The 16,770-nt window shown below is 39.6% G+C and carries 16 protein-coding genes; all 16 read left to right on the top strand.

The annotated features are described in order from the left end of the window. The first annotated feature begins 2 nt into the window (after positions 1 to 2). The 16 genes from ACWPWS_RS18525 to ACWPWS_RS18450 all read left to right on the top strand — a co-directional run bounded on the left by ACWPWS_RS18525 (position 3) and on the right by ACWPWS_RS18450 (position 16,728). The gene (locus tag ACWPWS_RS18525) at positions 3 to 317 is read left to right on the top strand and encodes a DUF4133 domain-containing protein (protein WP_098972160.1); all 315 of its coding nucleotides are present in this window, start codon (positions 3 to 5) and stop codon (positions 315 to 317) included. Further along, positions 289 to 3,378 carry a TraG family conjugative transposon ATPase gene (locus ACWPWS_RS18520; protein ID WP_454047503.1) on the top strand — a complete coding sequence of 1,030 codons (3,090 nt, stop codon included), beginning with the start codon at positions 289 to 291 and terminating at the stop codon, positions 3,376 to 3,378. The genes ACWPWS_RS18525 and ACWPWS_RS18520 overlap by 29 nt, the downstream gene beginning before the upstream one ends. Then, positions 3,365 to 4,018, top strand: coding sequence for a hypothetical protein (locus ACWPWS_RS18515; RefSeq protein WP_098972156.1), 654 nt, complete (start codon positions 3,365 to 3,367; stop codon positions 4,016 to 4,018). Before ACWPWS_RS18520 ends, ACWPWS_RS18515 begins: the two co-directional genes overlap by 14 nt. A 9-nt stretch (positions 4,019 to 4,027) precedes the next feature. Continuing rightward, the gene (locus ACWPWS_RS18510) at positions 4,028 to 4,714 is read left to right on the top strand and encodes a hypothetical protein (RefSeq protein ID WP_098972154.1); all 687 of its coding nucleotides are present in this window, start codon (positions 4,028 to 4,030) and stop codon (positions 4,712 to 4,714) included. A gap of 66 nt (positions 4,715 to 4,780) precedes the next feature. Then, the gene (locus ACWPWS_RS18505) at positions 4,781 to 5,449 is read left to right on the top strand and encodes a hypothetical protein (protein WP_098972152.1); all 669 of its coding nucleotides are present in this window, start codon (positions 4,781 to 4,783) and stop codon (positions 5,447 to 5,449) included. Between the two features lie 4 nt (positions 5,450 to 5,453). Next, the gene (locus ACWPWS_RS18500) at positions 5,454 to 6,284 is read left to right on the top strand and encodes a hypothetical protein (protein WP_454047502.1); all 831 of its coding nucleotides are present in this window, start codon (positions 5,454 to 5,456) and stop codon (positions 6,282 to 6,284) included. A gap of 1 nt (position 6,285) precedes the next feature. Next, entirely contained in the window at positions 6,286 to 7,533 is a 1,248-nt protein-coding gene (locus tag ACWPWS_RS18495; RefSeq protein ID WP_123840837.1) for a hypothetical protein, read from the top strand. Positions 7,534 to 7,569: 36 nt separating this feature from the next. Then, positions 7,570 to 8,184, top strand: coding sequence for a conjugative transposon protein TraK (gene traK / locus ACWPWS_RS18490; protein WP_098972149.1), 615 nt, complete (start codon positions 7,570 to 7,572; stop codon positions 8,182 to 8,184). Between the two features lie 2 nt (positions 8,185 to 8,186). Then, complete coding sequence (locus ACWPWS_RS18485) at positions 8,187 to 8,537, top strand: hypothetical protein (RefSeq protein ID WP_098972148.1); 351 nt, start codon at positions 8,187 to 8,189, stop codon at positions 8,535 to 8,537. Beyond that, entirely contained in the window at positions 8,534 to 9,748 is a 1,215-nt protein-coding gene (gene traM, locus ACWPWS_RS18480; RefSeq protein WP_098972146.1) for a conjugative transposon protein TraM, read from the top strand. Before ACWPWS_RS18485 ends, traM begins: the two co-directional genes overlap by 4 nt. Positions 9,749 to 9,752: 4 nt before the next feature. Beyond that, positions 9,753 to 10,622 carry a conjugative transposon protein TraN gene (traN, locus tag ACWPWS_RS18475; RefSeq protein ID WP_098972144.1) on the top strand — a complete coding sequence of 290 codons (870 nt, stop codon included), beginning with the start codon at positions 9,753 to 9,755 and terminating at the stop codon, positions 10,620 to 10,622. A gap of 12 nt (positions 10,623 to 10,634) precedes the next feature. Then, positions 10,635 to 10,991, top strand: coding sequence for a hypothetical protein (locus ACWPWS_RS18470; protein ID WP_098972142.1), 357 nt, complete (start codon positions 10,635 to 10,637; stop codon positions 10,989 to 10,991). Next, the gene (locus ACWPWS_RS18465; RefSeq protein ID WP_098972140.1) at positions 10,991 to 12,979 is read left to right on the top strand and encodes a type IV secretory system conjugative DNA transfer family protein; all 1,989 of its coding nucleotides are present in this window, start codon (positions 10,991 to 10,993) and stop codon (positions 12,977 to 12,979) included. The genes ACWPWS_RS18470 and ACWPWS_RS18465 overlap by 1 nt, the downstream gene beginning before the upstream one ends. Before the next feature lie 4 nt (positions 12,980 to 12,983). Beyond that, complete coding sequence (locus tag ACWPWS_RS18460) at positions 12,984 to 13,865, top strand: M23 family metallopeptidase (protein ID WP_098972138.1); 882 nt, start codon at positions 12,984 to 12,986, stop codon at positions 13,863 to 13,865. 11 nt (positions 13,866 to 13,876) lie between these two features. Beyond that, positions 13,877 to 14,581 carry a hypothetical protein gene (locus tag ACWPWS_RS18455; RefSeq protein ID WP_098972136.1) on the top strand — a complete coding sequence of 235 codons (705 nt, stop codon included), beginning with the start codon at positions 13,877 to 13,879 and terminating at the stop codon, positions 14,579 to 14,581. Between the two features lie 62 nt (positions 14,582 to 14,643). Further along, positions 14,644 to 16,728: a hypothetical protein gene (locus ACWPWS_RS18450; RefSeq protein WP_185117691.1), complete on the top strand. Its 2,085-nt coding sequence runs from the start codon at positions 14,644 to 14,646 to the stop codon at positions 16,726 to 16,728. Positions 16,729 to 16,770: the final 42 nt, after the last annotated feature.

Raw genomic sequence — 16,770 nt, 5'->3', positions numbered from 1 at the left:
CTATGGGATTCTACCTCTACAAGGGGCTCAAAAAACCCCTTGTATTCTTCGGACTCAAGGGAAAATATATTTTCTATGCAGTGGGTGTTATCGGAGCCGGAGTCGTAGCCGCACTCATCTTATCCAGGTTCGGATTACTGGGTTCCTTACTGGGCCTTGTAGCCACCGGAGGCGGTGTTTACCTCATTTTCAAAAGACAGGATACCCGTGGCCTTTATGATAAGACTAAAAACTTCGGTCAGATTTTCATATTTCCTAAAAGGTTGGACAATAAAAAATTTTTACAGCATGGCAACAACAAAAAAACAAGCATTTAACATTCCTTTCATCGGGTATGATTATGGAAAAGATCACCATTGGGATTTTGATGTTCTTTTCGGGCAGTATGGAAACCCCATCATTGGCATCAGAATCAGGAATATGGTGGAACAATATTCGGCAGATCCGGACAATTATCTGAACTTCCATACGGTGTTGAACCAGGTCGTATCTATCATCGGAGAAGGGAGAGTTGTTCAGAAGCTTGATATTTTCTCAAAAAAGAAATATTCAGCCGAACCTTCCAAGGAGTTCCTCCAACAGAAATATTCCGAGCATTTTGACGGCAGGCTTTTTAAGACCATTGAAACCGTCTTGCTGTTTACGGATATTATTCATGATAAAAATAAAAAAACAGGCCGGTCAGCGACCGGTGGCAATATAACAGAAAAAAGTTATAAAGAACTCCGGGACAAATGCCAGAAGGTGTTTATGCTGTTGAGGCAAAGTGACTGTGAACCGGAGTTCTTATTTGAGAAAGATTTTGAGTATTATATTTCCGGAGCATTATCCATGCAGTTTTCGGGTACCCCGGTTTTTGACAATATCAGAAGTACCAATGAATACCTGCAAATCGGAAACCGATTCGTTAAAAATATTTCCTATGTCGATGTGGAAAACATTGACCTGCCCTCTGAAATAGAACCTTATTCCATACTGGGAGGAAACGGAGCTGCCGCAGAAACGGCAGTGGATAATTTTACCTTTATTAATGAACTGGAAGATTATGAAACCATTATCTACAACCAGGTCATTACCATTCCCCATCAGGCACAGCAGCAAAGGGAACTGGATAAAAAGAAGAAAAAGCACGAAGGAGCAGCGAACAATTCGCCTTCCAATGCCATTATTGCCGAAGAAATCCAGAGCCTTCTCCATCATATTGCCATAGAAGGCCAGCTTATTGTTAATGCCCATTTTTCCCTACTATTTTCAACAAATACGCTGGAAGAAATGGAAGGGACACAGTCCCTGATTGAAAATAAGCTGTTTACCAAGGGGATTATTGTCTCCAGGAATGCCTACAACCAGCTGGAGCTTTTCCGGGCTGCTTTACCGGGCAATGCCACGGAACTCAGGGAGTATGATTTATTTATGACCACAAGCGAAGCGGCGCTTTGTTTTTTTTTTAAAGAAAGCTACCCCGTGAATGAAGAAAGTAGTTTCTACCTCAGATTTACCGACCGGCAGGGCGTTCCCCTAAAAGTTGACCCCTCGGATTTACCGATGAAAACCGGAAGAATTAATAACCGTAACAAGTTTGTGCTGGGTCCCAGCGGTTCAGGCAAGAGCTTTTTAATGAATAATATCGTGGAACAGTACCTCACCTACAATTACGACGTGGTTATCGTGGATACCGGAGATTCCTACTCGGGAACCTGCCAGTATAAAGGTGGAAGATACATCCAGTATACGGAAGAAAAACCCATTACGATGAATCCTTTCCTGATGGATAAAAAAGAATTTAATATTGAAAAAATAGAGTTTTTGACCAACCTGATCTTTTTGATCTGGCAAGGTCCTGATGCGACGATGTCCTCAGCACAAAAATCCATATTGGATAATGTCCTGATGTCGTATTATCACGGGTATTTTAATTCTGGAACGAAGTGGTACGAAAATAAAACCTCGGAAGAGCTCATTCTTTATTTAAGCAAATATAATATTCATGAAGAAGACGTCTATGCAGCATACGAAGAACAGTCCAGAGGACAACATACCTATTATGATATTCTGGGAATTGCTTTCGATGCCGGCTTTGATGAAGTGAAAGAAGCCTTTAGAAAACTCGCTATTGAATACCATCCGGATAAAAATCTGAATAATCCTGATTATGACAGCGAGAAATTCTATACAATCTATGAGGCTTATGAAACCCTGAGTGATCAGGAAAAACGCAAAGCCTATAATGAGACTCAGCTGATTCTCATTCAGGCTAATGAAATCATGCAGCAGCCCAAAAATGCTGAAGAATGGAATGAGTCGTTCAGGAAAGTCATCATCAAAAAAATTAAGGAGCTGGAAGAAAAGCTTGTTATAAAAGAACTTTCCTTCAACGGGTTCTATGAGTACTGTGACAAATTCCTCCCTATTTATCTGGGTAATAAAAAGCATAAAATCACGGAAAGGGAATTTAACCTAAGAACATTCCTGTTCGTACTGAAGGATTTTTACAAAGGCGGAAGATACGGGACCACCCTCAATGAAAGTGCAGACAATACGCTGTTTAGCGAACCTTTTATCGTCTTCGAGATTGATAATGTGAAAGATAATCCAAAACTTTTCCCCATTGTAACACTTATCATTATGGATACGTTCATCCAGAAGATGAGACTGAGGAAAGATCGTCGAAAAGCCCTAATTGTGGAAGAGGCGTGGAAGGCGATTGCGAGTAAGCTGATGGGTGGATACCTATTGTATCTGTACAAAACGGTACGGAAATTCTGGGGCGAGGCGGTGGTAGTTACCCAGGAACTGGATGATATCATCGGAAATGCCGTCGTAAAAGACAGCATCATTAACAATTCCGATACGTTTATTCTGCTGGATCAGACCAAATTCAAAGACAATTTTGATCGGATAGCGTCTCTATTATCTCTGAATAAAGTAGAACAGAACAAGATTTTCACGATCAACAATCTCAACAATAAATTCGGGCGAAGCCGCTTTAAGGAGTTTTATCTCAAACGAGGTTCTAAAGGAGAAGTATACGGCAACGAAGTGGCCCTTGAGCAATATCTGACCTATACCACAGAAAAGCCTGAAAAGTCGGCCATTGAATACTACGTTGAGCAGTACGGAAACTACGATAAAGCCTTAGAAATTTTTGTAGAACAGGTGAAAAGCTTCGGGGATGATATGGGAAGCATGGTTTCCTTAGTGAACCTCTATCAGAAGCCTTTGGATTCAAAAGTCCTTGCATTCTACCACGGATTTAAGAACCGGAAGGCAAACCAGGGTAAAAATATTTTCAAAATCATTACCCAGGAATTGGAAGATTATAACATCAGCCTTTCGGAATTAATTAACAGACAAACCCATGCATATGAAAACGTTTAGTTTATTTTTTTTAGGATTTGGAAGTTTAGTATATGCCCAAAATACCTACATAGACCCTACCGTAACGGCAGCAATGATCCTGTATTCGGAAAACCTGAAAGCCAAGCAGAATGAAGTCATCGATGAAACTTCCAAGCTGAAAGATGCGCAGACCTGGGTAGGAACCCAGATGGTAGCCGCCAATGATATCCAGAATAAAATACTCAAAGGTTTGAAAGAAGTTTCAGGAACCCTGCAAAACGGAATTCAGGTAAAGGAAATTTATACGGAACTCAATAAATGCTACGGGTATTCTTCTGATGTCGCTCAGTTAGCTTCTGCTCATCCCCAATATGCCATTTTCGGGGTTAAAGCCTCGCAAAAAACCTATGAGCAAAGCCTGAAAATCGTAACGGATCTATCAGATATCCTGGCCTCAGGAGAGCTGAACCTCGCTACGGCAGGAGACCGCTATAAGATACTGCATAATATCTCGGGAAACGTAAAAAATCTAAAGCTGTGGCTGTTGGCTATTAAGCTGCGATTGGAAAAAGCCAACAGACTGGGATTCTGGAACTCTATTAATCCCTTTGCGGGCTACATCAATACCGACAAAGCCATTGTTGAAGACATTATGAACCGGTACAAACGGAATTTTTAAAATCAAATAATGAAAAAGAAATTTTTTTTAAGCGTATTCATTCCGATGGTTTACATCATAATCACTTCTTCCGGAGGCAGCTCTACGCCCGCCTGGCAGAAAGAAAATGTTTCCTTTCCGATGATGGACCTGGAAATAAATGCTACGATGAAAGAACATGACAGGCAAAAGGAAATGCGGCAAAACCAGACGCTGAATGCCGGTATTGAAACGGTCAATAAAAACGAATGGAACAGCTTTAAGGATAAGGTTGTTAAAATACAGGACAGATTAAGGATTGTTTCATTTGCCTTGCAGGCGGTTCCAACAGGAGTGGCGATGAGCAGGGAGATTGGTAAGATCACTCAAAACCAGGCTGCCATTATTGATGAAATCAGCACCGCACCTTACTCCATTGCAGCGGTCCTGCCTTCCGGAGTACAGTATGTAGATGATTTACAAATGGTACTCCGCTTAATCACCGGAATTATCCTCTCTTACGGAGCGATCAATCAAATGGAAAAATCGGAACGCAAGATTTTATTGGACTATGCACTGGGTGAAGTCAAAACCCTGAGCAGGAATTCAACCCATATGCTGCTCAAGATACGGGACATTAAAGCCAAAGTACTGCGTAATAAAAGAGCTTTCCAGTATTACGTCAACAGGGATAAACAAGTGGTGGAGAATATTATGAAGAACATTAAATCATTTTAAAAATGAAATCGAAGATTCTGCATAGCCAATACATTTCACATATACCATAATAAAAAAAATAAGGATATGAACAAAAAAATACTAACCCTCGGAATTGTACTGCTTTCTACGATTTGCATAAAAAGCCAGCAGATCGTGATCAATGACAAGCTGCTGTCCCAGATTACCGTTAATCATGGCGTTCGATTAGGGAGTGAGCAGGCTTTTTTAGACTCTTATGAAAAGCAAAATGAGCTGTATAACGAGATCAAAAATAAAACGGCCCAGGTGATTGCCATTCAGGAATATATCTACCAGCAGCTTAAAAATGTTAATTCGGCCCTTACGCAAGGTAAAAAGCTTATCTACCTCTATCAGTATTTAGGAAAAATCGTAAGCAACTCCCAAACCATGCTGGATTTATCCATGCAACATCCGGAATATGCCGTACTGGTTTCAAAGTATTATACGGCCATAGGACAGCAGGCAATAAAGCTCCAACAGGAGGTCACGCAGGATATCCTGAATGAAAACAAAGATTTTCTGATGGATGCTATGGATCGGGAAATGCTCATTGAAAAGGTACTGACAAGGGTCAGGAATATCAACGGCAATATTCTCTATATCATTTTACGGCTACAGAACGCCAAGAAGATCCCCTATCTCTATCAGGTCCCTGTACTTAGGAATTACATCAATATCGACAGAGCCATTGTCAGTGACATTATTCAGAAATACAAATACATTTTTAATTAAAACAATGGAAAATTTACTTATAAAATTAATCAGGCTGCACTTATTGCTTGTAGTCACCGCCGTATCCGCACAATTAAGTGTAAAACGGCTCAATGACCCTGCTATTGTCGCGCAGCACAAGCGGATGGTTTTTGAAAGCTGGGGAGACTGGCGACCTTACCCCAAATATTTTCTGGGCGTTCAGACCAATTTCGCCTATGCCACGGTATGGGGAATGTGGGCACCCAAAATCAATAGGGATTATAAAGACGGAGACGACATTAGGCCCCTGAAACCTACAGGAGTACAGAACCAGCGATTTGCAGAAGTGAAATATGAAGAGGAAGAAGCCGAAAAAATAAAGGCTGCTTCCGATACCATCTATAAAAGGAGTGTCCAGGACTTCGCCCATTGGACTTCTGCTACCGTAGATGCCGATCCGCTTTGGCTTTTGTATTACAAACGGATGCTCAAACCCATTACTGAATTTCCTGATACCCCGCAGAATTTTATGGAATGGAGGCTCAAAGACCAGGAGACCTATGAAACACTTAATAGTATAGGGACCCTAAAAAGGCTTCAGCAGGAGCTGGATATGATCAAGGAAAAATATTCGATGTCCCGGTCTATGGATATGCCAAGGGGAAAGCGCTTTCTGATGTACCATGAAACCCTTTTGCGTTGGAGAAAATTTGCTCAGGAATTAAGGAAACATAATAACAAAACGACCCTTCTTCTGGATTATAAAAATATCCTGAAAAATCATTCTTCATATGCTTTGCCTACAGCCTGGAGTCCGTCGTCGGACGGGCAGGTCGTTCAAAATATTATGAATCAATACAAACACCGATATTAAAATGAATAAAGCAGTAACCTTATGCTGTTGCCTTCTGGCTCTTTTATTGCCGGTAATGGGCTTTGCCCAGACCGATGGTGATTACAGCAATTTACTTCAGTTCCTGAAAGGCGACGGAGCTTTTGAGAAATGGTTCATGGAGGTATTTACCAAGCTGGACACCAGTATTCAGGATAATGCCAGTGATGCCGCATTGGTGGGAAAAGCCATTGGCGGATTAGGGGCTTTGATGTACCTCGGATACATGGGATGGCAGATGGCTGCCGGAGACCGGGAGTGGGAGATTACCCCGATGTTGAAACCAATTCTGATCGGATTCACGCTGATCTACTGGACGGGATTTGTCAATCTGATACAGGCTCCCTTTGAAGCTATCGCAGAGCCGGGAATCAGCATTTTCAGTGATATAGAGTCTGAGGTAAATGATCTTCGGGTGCAGCGCTTTAAAAAACAACAGCAATTGCTCGATGCCATCATCAAGCTCAAAGCAGATGAAGATGCCAAGCAGGAGGTCATTGAGAATACCGGAAAAGATGCCGATGATTCGTGGTTTGATATCAGCGAGGGACTGGATAAACTCATCCAGCCCATCAAGGAGTGGCAGATCAGGATGCAGTTCCAGATGCAAAAATTAGTGGCTGAAGTGATTGAGTTTATCTGCCTTTCCATTTTGAGAATTTGTGTCTACCTGATTTTCTTTATTCAGAAGATCTGGGCGTACATCCTTATTATATTAGGCCCGATTGCGGTGGGTATGGCTCTTGTTCCGGGATTTGAAAGTTCCCTGTACAACTGGGTTTCCAAATTTATTAACATCAATCTCTACACCTTTGTGGCTTATACCATCATCAACATTGGGCAGCAGCTGATCGCTTCCGGCTATATGATGGAAATAGAAAGATATGATACCCTTTTAACGAATGGAACAGTTACCAATTTGGATGCCCTACTGGTCTATGTCAGTAATTCGGGAATGATTTATAACCAACTTTTTACGTGCGTAGCTTATATCGTCACCGGAATCGGGGTTTTGATGACCCCTACGATTGCAGATACCATTGTGTCAGCAGGAGGAGCCGGAGCCATGACCAAAATGAAAAGTGCCATAGGCAAAATGGCGGGCAGTGCTAAAACTGCTGTTCTGGCTGTTAAAACCGGAGGTGCTTCTGTGGCTGCAACAGCTGCCAAGTCTGCTGCGGCAGGTTCTGCATCGGGGAGAGTTCAGCAGGCAATGAAAAACGGGAAATAGGATTTCCTGCCATTTTAATTCAAAATCTTAATAAAAATGCTTATCAAAAATATAGAACAAAGAATCAAGGTGAATAAGATAGTTTCACTTTCAGCCATTGCCTTTGCCGTTTTTATTGTCATTGCGGGATTTTTCTTCGCCTATAAAATGATTGAAGATTCCAGAAAATCCATTTATATCCTGGATAATGGTGTCCCGGTTTTGGCCAAGCAGATGGATGTTTTACTCAACAGGCCCGTTGAATACAAAGCCCAGATTGAACTCTTTCATCGGTTATTTTTCACATTGGCGCCTGACGATACCTATATCAAGGATAATATCCAGAAATCATTGTATCTCATCGATGACAGCGGAAAGAAAGAATATACCAACCTTAGGGAAAAAGGCTTTTATAACCAGATCATTGCTTCAAGTTCGATGGTAAGCATTCATACCGATTCGGTTAAGCTTGATATGGAACAAAAGAAATTCGCCTTTTTCGGAAAACAGATGATTACAAGAAAATCATCCGTAATTACCAGAAAGCTTATCACTGAAGGTTTCTTTGAGGATATTATCCGAAGTCCCAATAACCCGCATGGAGTGATCCTTAAAAACTGGCGCATCCTTGATAATGAAGAAATTTCAAACCAAACCAAAAATTCGTACTAACAATGAATACTTCATTCAAACAAGTCGGACAGAAATGCCTGCAATGGATTGTCCATCACCCTAAAAAGTTTTTTGCCTATTCGATGATTTTTTTGTCAGTGTCATTCATAGGTTCTCTGATCCAGGGAATTTTCTTTCCCAGCGAGACAGTATTTACCATTAAACCACCTGTCCTTTATTCCAAAAGCCAGAAGGAACAGACCCCTACTGTAAACAACGAAAAAGAGATGAAAAAGATTGTGGAAGAGCTTAAAATTTTAAAAGTGAAAAGAGACCGAAAACAATTACAGAAAGGGGACAGCCTGAGGATTGAATATTTGTTTAACCAATTTCAAAAATTAAAAACTCAATGAAAAAACTCGATTTCAAACAGAAGAAATACATCCTGCCCCTTTTGGCACTGCCGTTTCTGCTGCTTTTTATCTATGTAGGAACCCAGTTCGCCAAAGAAAAACAGCCCAAAGAGAAGCCCAAAGAACTCTCCATTTCCCTTGGTGAGTCGCAGGATTCGATTATGAGTAAGAATGATGCCTATGACGCATTTTTCAAAAAAGAAGATAACAGAACGATGCTCGAGGGGCTGGGCAAAGAAAAGGACAGCCTGCTCAGCTACGAAGACCAGCTGTCATTAGCGCAGAAAAGAAAAATAGATTCGCTCAAAGCGGTGTCCGGAAGACAAAACGGGTATCAGTCGAAAGGAAATTTATCTTCTTACTATAATCCGAAACAACAACAAAATGACGACCGGGATTACAAACGGTCTTCAGAAATTATCCGGATGCTGAACGATAAATCTTATGGCAAACCGGAAAGTGACTATGCTTCAGAGCCTTCAAAAGCAACTCCTCACACTCCTCAACAAAACCCTGATCCGGTCAAATACCTGAAACAGCAGATGCTGGTGATGGATTCTTTGGAAAAAGCAAGAGACCCGGAATACCAAAGTAAACTGGCAGCTGAGGAAAAGCTGAAAATGAGTAAGGAAAAAATGGAAGAATTTCTGAATTCTACCTTCAATGTCAGTAAATCCGGTATCAATAGCGAGTTCAATGCTTTCTACAAAGAAAAGGAAAACAGCTTTATCAAAGCGGTCATTGATGAAAACAACAAAGGGTATTTGGGAAGCCGGATTCGGTTCAGGTTACTGGAAGACATATATGTGGGGAACAAAAAGCTCAGTAAAGGGTCTTTACTCTATGGGCAGATTTCAGGATTTGCGATGCAAAGGGTTAATCTCAGTATCGTATCCGTATTCACTAAAGGAGAAATTTATCCGGTCAACTTATCGGTTTACGATGTCGATGGAAGCAAAGGGCTCTATGTTCCGGAGAGTATTTTCCGGGATATGATCCGGGAAATGGGAAGCAATTCCGTACAGGGAACACAGATGGATATGGGCGGACAGGGATTTTTTACCAGTATTGGCTCTAAACTGTTTACATCCACTTCCAAGTCCATTGCTAACCTGATTAAAACCAACAAAGCCAAATTGAAATACAACTCTTATGTATTTCTGATTGACGAAAAACAACTGAAAGATTCACAAAACCAACAAAAAAAATAAAAAAATGAAAGCCATATTGTACACATTACTGATTTTCATAACACAGCTTTTTACGGCGCAAACAGCAACCAAAGAACAGCTCATTTCGGATTTACCGGAACTAGAAATTACTGAAGGAATCAGCCTTCATATTATTTCTCCGGAACCTATCCAGTATGTGGATCTGTCCACTAAGCAACTCACGGGAGACTTACCTTCAAGCCAGATTGCACGGATTAAAATTGTAGAAAGAGATTCGGTAACCAAGACACAAGAATCAGGATATGGACCCCAAGAAAAATGGAAGCCGAACCTCGGCATTATCACGGTGGTGGGGCAGTCTTTTATTGCACAGTACAAAGCTGTTTACAGAAATTCTGAAAACCTGAATACCATTACTAATATTCATATTCAGCCGGAGGAAATGCAGCCCATAGAATTTGATAAAATGGCTTTCTCCAATCTTGAGCTGAGAAAATTTGCGATGGACATTATTCAGAAAAAATCAGAAAAAAATCCGATTCGGGAAGAGAAAAACCTGGGGCTCAGTGTTCAGCTCAATAATGTCTATGTCATCAGTGACTATATATTCCTGGATATGACCTTTAAAAACAATTCCAACTTAAGTTATGATATAGAAGCTTTGAAATTCTCCGTAGAAGATAAAAAGATCCATAAGGCGACCAACAATCAGAGTGTTGAAATAACTCCAGTGTTTCAGCTGAACCCTCAAAAGCATTTCAGGAAGAATTTCAGGAATATTTATGTGTTCAAAAAATTCACTTTCCCGAATTCTAAGGTGATGATGATCCGCCTGATCGAAGAACAGCTCTCAGGAAGAACCATCGAAATGAAGATCAACTACTCTGATATCCTTAAAGCCGATACATTTTAAATAATTGATACTATGGACAATTTTATAACTATCGCAATTATAGTATATGGACTAATGCTAATTGCAACTGTATACTGCTGTGTTGGTCTCATCATTTTTGGAAAAAAATGGAACCAATATGCAAAGGATTATGAGCAATTATTAATCCTTAAAAATGAGTTTGAGAAAATGTCTGAAGAGGAAAGTTACTCCTGTATGATCGATAGGGTTAAAAAAAGAGGATATGAAGTTATTGACCAATTGAATGTGTTGAAGGCTGATCTTGTTAAAATACTGGAACATCATGAAAAATTGCAACGGCAGAAGCAGCATGATAACCAGGCTGAGAAGGAGCCATCACTGGACAATTTTTTTGAACACTATTCCTAATGCAAGAACAACAACATCAGATCAGGATTTACGGCTTCCTTCAGAAGGCGGTATATGCCGTTGTGGCGTTGGATTGTGCTTCACTATTTTATCTGCATGCCAATATTCCGGTGGTTTCCAACTTATTGAAGAATTTTTCCAGAATGAGCTTCATTTATCCTCCTGTCAATGCTAAACTGGCGACACTACTATTGATAGGATTAGTGGCTGTAGGAACAAAAGCTAAGAAAAAGAAAGACCTTCATATCGCTATGGAAATAGTAGTTCCTATGGTATTGGGACTCCTGATGATGTTTTCCTCTCTGGTTTGGGAGCGTGAAGCCGGAAATCCTTCACTTCCTAAAATATTTCCCGGAATGAGTCTTTACCAGGTGGTGTATGCTTTTTTATCGTTTTTGGGAGCGGTTGTTCTTCAAATGGGAGCTGACAGCATCTCTAAGCTGATGCAGCAGAAAATGGGAAAAGACCGATGGAATGTCGAGGAAGAATCTTTTGACCAGAACCAGGAATTAGTAGAATCCGACATGATGATTAATATTCCTTATTTATTCCGGTATAAAGGGAAAAGCAATAAAGGCTGGATGAATATTAATCCTTTCCGGGGGACGATGGTGATTGGTGTGCCAGGTTCCGGTAAATCTTTTGGAGTGATCAATCCCGCGATCAGGCAGATGATAGCTAAAGGATTTTGTCTGATAATTTACGATTTTAAGTTTCCCGACCTGGCGCAGATCGCTTATTACCACTATTTATTCAAAAAAAGTAAGGAATCAGGTTATAATTACAATTTTTATGTTATTAACCTCAATGAAGTTGAGAAATCCAAAAGGGTGAACCCGTTCGCCAAAAAATATGTGCAGACATTAGCAGAAGCACAGGAAATGGCTGAGGCTATGGTGTCTTCTTTACAAAAAGGCAGTACCAGTTCCGGAGGTGGGGCTGACCAGTTCTTCACCCAATCAGCGATCAATTTCCTTTCATCCTGCATTTATTTTTTTGCAACCCACGAAAACGGAAAGTACTCGGATCTGCCTCACATCCTTTCCTTTATGAACCGAAGCTACAAGGAAATTTTTGATACCCTTTTTGGACACGAAGAATTGTATTCTTTATTATCGCCTTTTAAATCCGCCTATGATAACAAAGCTTTTGACCAATTGGAAGGGCAGGTAGGAACATTGAAAATATTCCTTTCCAGACTGGCTACCAAAGAAAGCTTTTGGGTGTTTTCGGGAGATGAAGTGGAACTCAAAATAACAGACAGGAACAATCCTTCCATTGTTATTTTAGCGTCAGACCCGGGAACTCAGGACATCAACTCTGCTTTGTATTCTTCGGTGCTTAACAGGACTTTAAGACTGATCAACTCCAAAGGTAATCTTCCGGGAGGTATTATTGCTGATGAATTTCCTACGATTTACATCCATAAAATTGATAATGTCGTTGCTACGGCAAGAAGCAACAGGGTTGCTGTAATGCTAGGGCTTCAGGAGCTTCCACAGCTTCGCCAGTTTTATAAGAAAGAAGTTGCAGATACCATTTCTGCCATTGTCGGAAATATCCTGTCCGGCTCTGCAAGGGATAAGAATACCTTGGATTGGCTCGAAAAATTATTTGGAAAAATAAAGCAGAAGTCGTATTCCCAATCCATCTCCCAGCAAGGTACGACCACCAGTATCAATGAGAAAATGGACCATATGATTCCAGCCGGAAAAATTGCAGCACTTAAAACCGGAGAAATGGTGGGGATGATCGCCCAGGGAGAAGAAAATGATACCGAAGAATACAAAACCTCTGCTGTGAACGGTAAAATAAACCTGGATATGAAAAGTATTAAAAAAGAGGAAGCAGAACTTCCGTCCATGCCTTCCTATTACTCCTTTGTGGATAGGGCAGGAGTTAACCGCAAAGAAGAAGTCCTAATGACCAACTTCAGGAAAATCAATAAGGAAGTTGAATTAATTGTCAGAGAATCAGTAAAAGCATAATCATATGAAGAGTAAAATAATTAGCAACCGAATTTACAAGATGGTGGTCTTCATGCTTCTGTTGGTAAACAGTTTTACGTTTGCCCAATTCAATACCATAATGCCTGCACAGCCTCAAAAGCCCCAAAGTCAATCCCATGTTGAATTTACAAAAGAAGAGAAACCTATTGATCCCAAAAATGGGAAAAATTTCTGGAAAAAAATATTCAATACGACAACAAGGTCGGATTTAAAAAATGAATTGGATTCTTTAAAAATACTGTTAAAAAAGTACAAGCATACCAATAATTCTGGAAAAGAGAGCTTTCAAAAAATTAAAGATTCTTTGCTATTGGCCACCAAGCGTAGAGCCGAACAACAAATGGATCTTTTAGAAAATCAAAGTTCCCCGGCTTTATATGACTTTGTGGAGGAGCCTAAAGAATCTTTATCAAAAGTTGTAATGCCTTTGGCGGGTAAGATGGCGATCACTTCTTCTTACGGGACACGGGTTCATCCCATTTCCGGAAACCGGAAAATGCACAATGGTATTGACCTGAAAGCATATTATGAAAATGTATATGCAGTCATGGACGGAGTCGTAACGGCAGTGGGGCGGTCAGCGACCGGAGGCAATTATATCAAGATCCTCCACTATGGCCGATTTGAGACAAGCTACCTGCATCTTTCAGAGATTTATTATCGGACCGGAGAGTTCGTGAAAGCCGGATTTATCTTGGGAAGAAGCGGGAATACCGGGAATTCTACAGGGCCTCACCTGCATTTTTCGGTGAAAGAATTCGGACAAAGCATTAACCCTACTCATTTTTTAAATGATTTAATAAAAGCCACTCATCTCATGGCAACCTATCATAATACTGAGACAGCAACATACAACCCCTACTAAATACATTAACAATGAAAAACAGCAATTTACCCACAGACGAACTGAAAAAATATGGAATTATTGGTGAAGACCATACATTTTCCAAAAAACTAAGCGCAGAAGATATTCAGAGATTCCTACAGGGATACACCATTGTCGCTGACAACGATAAGAACAGGGCAACCTTTCAGCTCACGGATAATAATACCAGGCTGAAGGTTATCTTCCTGGAAAGAGACAAAAGCATCTCGGAAATTCTTAAAAACAGTGAAACGAGAATCGAATACTCCGATATAAAGAAATTCTCAAATAAATTGCCACCGGAGGTTTCGGCGATAGAAAAGAAAGCTTTTATTTTCGATCAGGACACCGGCAAAGTAGCCGAGTTTGATTTCATCAGGCATACCACGGAGTTGACTGCTATTATTGCTGATCTAAGAGATGCAACTGAAACCGGGCGATATAAAATAGAATTGCAAAAACTGAAAAATTTCCTTCAGGATAAAATTGACCAATATCCCGAGATCGCTAAAGAAATTACCAATGATCTGAATATTATCTCCAAAGAGATAAGTACAGTTGATGGAGTTCTTGCCAGGCAGCATAATGATTCTCAAAAACAAGAGAAATCTGATATCAGGTTGAATGTAAACGACCCGGATCTTTATCAAGATGTCAACCAGATGAGAGAAGAAGAGGAGCAGGAGCAAGAAGAAAAGCGAAGGTTTAGAAGATAGTCCTATGGATGCCTCTGATAAACTATTTCAGAATATATAAAATCTCAAAATAAAATTTTAAAATGGATTTATTTGAAGATTATGAGCTTCTTCCGGAAGAATTGAAAGCAGTCTGTGATAAATGGCAGCAAAAATCAGCATACTGGGGGCTTGATTATAATGATTGTGAGATTTTTCAGAAAGAATGCGAAGCTATTGGCTATACGTTTGATTACGGACTGGATGCAGAACCATTTGATTTGCGACCCATCAATTTAGGGCAACAATTACAAGACCATATTACGAACAATCAAAATCCAGGCATTATGCGAACAACAAATGATCTAAGCTGGTATGATAAGAATATTACTCCTCTAACCCGGGCTTATAAAGATTTTGTAAAAGAAAAAGAAAATACATCACCTGAACATTTTTTTCAGGATGGTGAGAGAGTCTTTACGGTGAGAGAAATCAAGTTTTTAGAGATTCTTGGGTATAAAAATTCTAAAAATGACATGAATGTTTCTTATCCTGAAAGTAGAGAATCAGTACCCAGTGAAGAAAAAATAAAAAATATCAGGAATGAACTTGTTAAAGATAATCTGAGTTTTTATCCCGGTACTCGAAATGTTATACAAGAGAATTTAGGTAGTGTAGAGAACAGAGAATCGAAGCTTGATGAACTCAAGGATATGCTTACTCAATATTATGAAAATGAGCAGGAAAGTATGTTTGATTTTACCCATCCGAAATCTATTAAGACGTTGGAGCTGGCATTATTTCTTCAAAATGCAGATGAACAGTTAAGAAAGGAAGTTCTGACATACATTTTTACAGAACCACCACTACAGCCTGATTTTTACGACTTCAGAGATGAGTCTTATGATAGGGGAGAATCTTCTTATGAGAAAGCAAAGGAATCCTATAAGCTAAAGATAGAAAAATATAATCTTTTTTTAGAAAATGCATATTTAGTTTTTGACAGGTACAATTTTGATATTCATATGATCCATGATTCCAATGTCGAAAGAAGACCGGATGCATTCAAAGCCTTACTGTATGACCTTTCTAATCGGTTTTCTGCTGAAACTAAAGCAACAATTAAAGCCATTAATACAGATCAGTCAGTAATTCATGCTAATAATGATAGGAAAATGTATGAAATAACATCGTCCCTTCAAATGGAAAAAAATAATCCCCATGTGGAAACTACCATCGAAGGGTATAGCAGCAGTGAATTAATGAATCTGTCAGATGGCGAATTAGAAAATCTATTAAAGCTAAAGAAAGACCAGTATAAAATAGAACAAGTGAACGATGATATCATTGCTATGTCTTTTATTGATAGTGAAATAAAAAGACTTCTGGCCCTGATTCATCATAAATCAATTAATAACAATCAAAATCCCAACATTATGGAAACAACAAAAGAATTCGATCAGGTTCAATACCTAAAAGACCAGTTAAAATACCTTGGTTTTGGAGAAGCAGAAGAACTTCACAAAGACCTGGAAAAAGGTATTGAGTCTAGCAAACAGCAGTTTGAAATCAAGACATACTCCGACAAAGCATTGCCCGGAAATACCGTAGATTTTATTTTAAAATTCAACAAAAGCGAAAAAGGAGGTGTTTTCTTTAATTCCTACCAGGCAACGTTGAAAAATGAAAAAAATGAAAGCTTTTCCCACAATTTTTATGTGAGTAAAGAAAGCACCTTTACTGCTAAAGAGGCTGTTAATCTTCTGGAAGGACGTTCTGTGAAAATAGAATTTCACAATCCGAAAACAGACCAGTTGGAGCCTGCTTTTGTCAAGCTCGACTTTAAAGAGCCTAAAACAGAAAAAGGAAATTATAATTTCCAGAATTTTTATAAAAACTATGGTATTGATACCGCTGAAATTGTAGAAAAGTCCAATCTGGTCTTTGATAAGCCTGAATATAAGGAGAATACGATAAAATCTTTGGAAAAAGGCAACGTGGTTAAGGTGAAGTTTGAATTGGATGAAGGGGTTATAGAGGGAAAAGCGGTTCTTAATCCCCAGTACAAAAATCTGAACCTGTATGATCAGGATATGAACAGGATCAATACCAACAAGCCTTTACAGGGTTTGGAAGATGAGAGAGAACATGATAAAGCCAATGTAAGAGAGCAAAGCATCAAACGATAAAATTTCCTACCTATTATCTGAAAGCGGTAAGTCTGATGATGA

It is taken from the genome of Chryseobacterium sp. Marseille-Q8038, from assembly GCF_965111995.1.
Note: the sequence above shows the minus strand (reverse complement) of the source record. Positions and strands in the feature narration are given on the sequence as shown.

Excerpts from the sequence above, each read along its gene's own strand:
- ACWPWS_RS18525 (WP_098972160.1), top strand. The coding sequence starts at position 3 with ATGGGATTCTACCTCTACAAGGGGCTCAAAAAACCCCTTGTATTCTTC.
- ACWPWS_RS18520 (WP_454047503.1), top strand. The coding sequence starts at position 289 with ATGGCAACAACAAAAAAACAAGCATTTAACATTCCTTTCATCGGGTAT.
- ACWPWS_RS18515 (WP_098972156.1), top strand. The coding sequence starts at position 3,365 with ATGAAAACGTTTAGTTTATTTTTTTTAGGATTTGGAAGTTTAGTATAT.
- ACWPWS_RS18510 (WP_098972154.1), top strand. The coding sequence starts at position 4,028 with ATGAAAAAGAAATTTTTTTTAAGCGTATTCATTCCGATGGTTTACATC.
- ACWPWS_RS18505 (WP_098972152.1), top strand. The coding sequence starts at position 4,781 with ATGAACAAAAAAATACTAACCCTCGGAATTGTACTGCTTTCTACGATT.
- ACWPWS_RS18500 (WP_454047502.1), top strand. The coding sequence starts at position 5,454 with ATGGAAAATTTACTTATAAAATTAATCAGGCTGCACTTATTGCTTGTA.
- ACWPWS_RS18495 (WP_123840837.1), top strand. The coding sequence starts at position 6,286 with ATGAATAAAGCAGTAACCTTATGCTGTTGCCTTCTGGCTCTTTTATTG.
- traK (WP_098972149.1), top strand. The coding sequence starts at position 7,570 with ATGCTTATCAAAAATATAGAACAAAGAATCAAGGTGAATAAGATAGTT.
- ACWPWS_RS18485 (WP_098972148.1), top strand. The coding sequence starts at position 8,187 with ATGAATACTTCATTCAAACAAGTCGGACAGAAATGCCTGCAATGGATT.
- traM (WP_098972146.1), top strand. The coding sequence starts at position 8,534 with ATGAAAAAACTCGATTTCAAACAGAAGAAATACATCCTGCCCCTTTTG.
- traN (WP_098972144.1), top strand. The coding sequence starts at position 9,753 with ATGAAAGCCATATTGTACACATTACTGATTTTCATAACACAGCTTTTT.
- ACWPWS_RS18470 (WP_098972142.1), top strand. The coding sequence starts at position 10,635 with ATGGACAATTTTATAACTATCGCAATTATAGTATATGGACTAATGCTA.
- ACWPWS_RS18465 (WP_098972140.1), top strand. The coding sequence starts at position 10,991 with ATGCAAGAACAACAACATCAGATCAGGATTTACGGCTTCCTTCAGAAG.
- ACWPWS_RS18460 (WP_098972138.1), top strand. The coding sequence starts at position 12,984 with ATGAAGAGTAAAATAATTAGCAACCGAATTTACAAGATGGTGGTCTTC.
- ACWPWS_RS18455 (WP_098972136.1), top strand. The coding sequence starts at position 13,877 with ATGAAAAACAGCAATTTACCCACAGACGAACTGAAAAAATATGGAATT.
- ACWPWS_RS18450 (WP_185117691.1), top strand. The coding sequence starts at position 14,644 with ATGGATTTATTTGAAGATTATGAGCTTCTTCCGGAAGAATTGAAAGCA.